Annotated in this window: 6 protein-coding genes; 4 read left to right on the plus strand and 2 right to left on the minus strand. The window is 57.9% G+C overall.

All coding sequences use genetic code 11. The annotated features are described in order from the left end of the window. The 4 genes from CW742_RS09100 to CW742_RS09115 all read left to right on the plus strand — a co-directional run. Positions 1 to 575 (plus strand): alanine--glyoxylate aminotransferase family protein (locus tag CW742_RS09100; protein WP_369333013.1); only part of this gene is annotated, 575 nt, incomplete at its 5' end. Continuing rightward, complete coding sequence (ribC, locus tag CW742_RS09105; protein WP_292419440.1) at positions 572 to 1,033, plus strand: riboflavin synthase; 462 nt, start codon at positions 572 to 574, stop codon at positions 1,031 to 1,033. The genes CW742_RS09100 and ribC, both read left to right, overlap by 4 nt. A gap of 44 nt (positions 1,034 to 1,077) precedes the next feature. Beyond that, positions 1,078 to 1,497, plus strand: a complete 420-nt coding sequence (ribH, locus tag CW742_RS09110; RefSeq protein WP_015284162.1) for a 6,7-dimethyl-8-ribityllumazine synthase — start codon at positions 1,078 to 1,080, stop codon at positions 1,495 to 1,497. After that, positions 1,494 to 2,627: a pyridoxal phosphate-dependent aminotransferase gene (locus tag CW742_RS09115; RefSeq protein WP_292419444.1), complete on the plus strand. Its 1,134-nt coding sequence runs from the start codon at positions 1,494 to 1,496 to the stop codon at positions 2,625 to 2,627. Before ribH ends, CW742_RS09115 begins: the two co-directional genes overlap by 4 nt. Positions 2,628 to 2,669: 42 nt before the next feature. On the opposite strand, the gene CW742_RS09120 is transcribed toward CW742_RS09115, so the two are convergent. Beyond that, on the minus strand, positions 2,670 to 3,062 hold the full coding sequence (locus CW742_RS09120; RefSeq protein ID WP_292419447.1) for an ASCH domain-containing protein: 393 nt from the start codon (positions 3,060 to 3,062) through the stop codon (positions 2,670 to 2,672). Next, on the minus strand, positions 3,040 to 3,494 hold a 455-nt coding region (locus CW742_RS09125; protein ID WP_292419449.1), incomplete at its 5' end, for an EVE domain-containing protein. The genes CW742_RS09125 and CW742_RS09120, both read right to left, overlap by 23 nt.

Below are 3,494 nucleotides of genomic sequence, written 5' to 3' on the forward strand. Positions count from 1 at the left end.
AGAAGTGCTTTGCCGCACCCGCCGGCCTTGCCATGGTCTCGGTGAGCCCGAAGGCCTGGGAACGCATGACGAAGAACCCGCCGTACTACCTCGACCTTGCGGCATACAAAAAGAGCGCGGGCGGCAAGCCCATGGAGACGCCGTACACCCCGGCCGTCCCGCTCTTCCTCGCCCTCCGCGAGGCCTGCCTCATTATCGAGGAGGAAGGCCTTCCCGCCCGGATTGCCCGGCACCAGAAGATGTCGAAGGCCGTCCAGGCAGCAGCAAAGGCATGGGGCCTCCCCCTCTTCCCGAAGATCGACAAGCTCCACGGCTATTCCTCGACCGTCACCGCCATCGAGTACCCGGCTGGCGTCAAGGATGACGACATGCGGGGCGCCGTCAAGAAGATGGGCATCCAGATCGCTGGCGGCCAGGACCACCTCAAGGGAAAGATCTTCCGCATCGGCAGCATGGGTGCTGTCGGTGCGCTGGAGATCCTCGCGACCCTTGCCGCTACCCAGCACGCGCTGAAGAAGTGTGGCTATACGCCCAAAGGCGACGGCGTTGGGGCCGCAGCCGAGGTGCTGGGATGAGAGTCGGTGTCGCAGACACCACCTTCTCACGCGTCAACATGGGAGCCATTGCTGTCGACGAGCTCAAGAAGCACGCCAGCGTGGCCATCGAGCGGGTGACGGTGCCGGGGATAAAAGACCTGCCCGTTGCCTGCAAGAAACTGATCGAAGAACGCCGGTGCGATATCGTCATGGCGCTGGGCATGCCCGGGGGCAAGGATAAGGACAAGATGTGCGCCCACGAGGCCTCGACCGGCCTCATCCAGTGCCAGCTCATGACGAACACGCACATCATCGAGGTCTTCGTCCACGAGGACGAGGCAAAGGACGACCGCGAGCTGGCATGGCTCATGGAGCAGCGGACCCGCGAGCACGCGGTCAATGCCTTGAAGCTCGTCCTGCACCCAAAAGACCTCGAGCGCCAGGCCGGCACCGGCCAGCGCCAGGGATTCGAGGACGCCGGACCGGCCCGCCGGTGATGCAATCACAAGAGTTTATGACCAACCAGACGAGATGATCTGCTATGTGTGATACCAACCCGATAAAACTGGGATTCGTTGTTGCGGAGTTCAACCGCGACATCACGTATATGATGGAGATCGAGGGCCGCGAACATGCGGCATTCCTCGGTGCAGAAGTGACCGAATGCATGTATGTCCCCGGCGCCTACGACATGCCGCTTGCGATCAAGAAACTGCTGACCGCAGGCAAGGTTGATGCGGTCGTGACTATCGGCTGCGTTATCGAGGGCGCGACCCAACACGACGAGATCGTGGTGCAGCACGCGGCCCGGAAGATTATCGACCTCTCCTTGGAGTTCGGCAAGCCCGTTGCGCTCGGCATCTCCGGCCCCGGCATGACCCGGCTTGAGGCCAACGAGCGGATCGACTACGCAAAGCGTGCCGTCGAGTCAGCCATCAAGATGGTCAAAAGGTTACGATGAAGCCGCTGTCGGCAAAGATTGCCGGCGTAACAGAATCGGCAACCATCGCGATCTCCAACAAGGCCAAGGCCATGCAGCGGCAGGGGATCGATGTCATCAGCCTCTCGATCGGAGAGCCCGACTTCGACACCCCGAAGCACATCACGGACGCCTGCATCGACGCCCTGAAGCGGGGCGAGACGCATTATGCGCCGAGCAACGGCATCCCTGAGCTGACGGGCGCCATCAGCGAGAAAATCGTCCGGGAGAACAAATTCCCCTGCACACCGCAGCAGGTGATCGTGGGCTGCGGCGCCAAGGACGCGATCTACGAGGCCTGCGAGGCCGTGCTGAACCCCGGCGACGAGACGATCATCCTCACGCCGGCCTGGGTCTCCTACGAGCCCTGCATCCAGATCGCCGGCGGAAAACCGGTCTTCCACGAAATAAACCCGAAAACCTTCCAGCTCGACGACTCTCTTCTCGAAAAGGTCAACAAAAATACCAAAATGATCATTGTCAACTCGCCCTCGAACCCCACGGGCGCGATCTTTGACAAAACGTCCATGCAGCTCATTGCCGACCTCTGCACGGACAACGACCTCTACGCCATGTCGGATGAGATCTACGAGAAGATGATCTACGGGAAAGAGCACCTCTCGCTTGCGGCTTTAGGCGACATGCACGAGCGGACCATCACCATCAACGGCTTCTCGCAGGCGTACGCGATGACCGGCTGGCGGCCCGGGTACGCGGTGGCCCCGAAGGAGATCATCACCGAGATGTCCAAGGTCCAGCAGCACTCCATCAGCCAGGTCACGACTTTTGCCATGTGGGGCGGGGTTGCAGCGCTCAAAGGCGACCAGTCCTGTGTTGAGCAGATGCGGCAGGAGTTCGACAAGCGGCGGAAGTACGTGATGGGCGAGCTTGCAGTAATGGGCTACGAGACGGCGCCGGCCGAGGGTGCGTTCTATGCTTTTGTACGGGTTGCGGGGGATGATATGGAAGTTGCGTCCCGGTGGCTGGACAAGGGGCACGTTGCTGCTACGCCGGGGAGTGCGTTCTATGCGCCGGGATGGATCCGGTTGTCGTACGCGGCTTCGATGGAGAAGCTGAAAGAGGCGATGGCGAGGATTAAGCGGGTGGGGTAAGAATCTGATCCATTTTCATCAACGTTTATCAATTGGAGAACATCATTCTGCTGCTGGCAATCCATGCACATAACAATATGATTGCGGCGGCACAAATCCCGGATTCTCCTCCTTAGGATCTATAGGGGTATCGAACTTCTTCAGGTTCTCAATTCCAATAGCGTACCCCTTGGATCGACCGGCAAAATAGGAGAAGAAATCTGCATCGTTGATACCCGCATGGTCCCGTGTCTGGTCCCAGAGTGCTGATGGATGATCCTCGATAATCCGGCTGATCTCAAACAGTGCCACGATCCTCTTTACCGGTGCAGAGGAGTAAATGAAGACCCGGTTGACCGAGCGGTTCCGGAATATCGCCTTCCGGAACTCGTACCGCTTCTCCCCCTCAAGAATGGATTTGACGTATTTTGGCTTAATTGACAGTAAAATGTCCATCGATTCCACCGAGGTTCTTAATGACGTTATAGTGCTCATCGCTTATCTGCATTATGGACTGCGGGGGGCCGTTAAAAATCCCGGATGCCAGTAATGTGGCCAGTTTCAGGGGATTTTTCAGATGGAAATGATGCCGGAAAAGGATCACCATAAGGGGTTTTTGGCTGGTTTCGATCTCTTCGTGTGTATACACGGTTCTCTTACCGACAAAACGGATGATCTCATTTGTATCGGTGAGCCCGGTGCGGACATCCTCGATAATCCCGATGGAAGTGAGTGACTGATCATCCTTTGACCGATAGAAAATGAGAATGTCACCGGCTTTAAGCTGCTTGATCCGCGAATGACTAAGATAGGCTTTCCTTATCGTGTTTCCTTCAACAATAAATTCCCCGGCATGCTCAAAGAGCATTGTCTGCCGCTCGCCATAAT

This window comes from Methanoregula sp. (assembly GCF_002835825.1).
Taxonomy (GTDB): domain Archaea; phylum Halobacteriota; class Methanomicrobia; order Methanomicrobiales; family Methanospirillaceae; genus Methanoregula.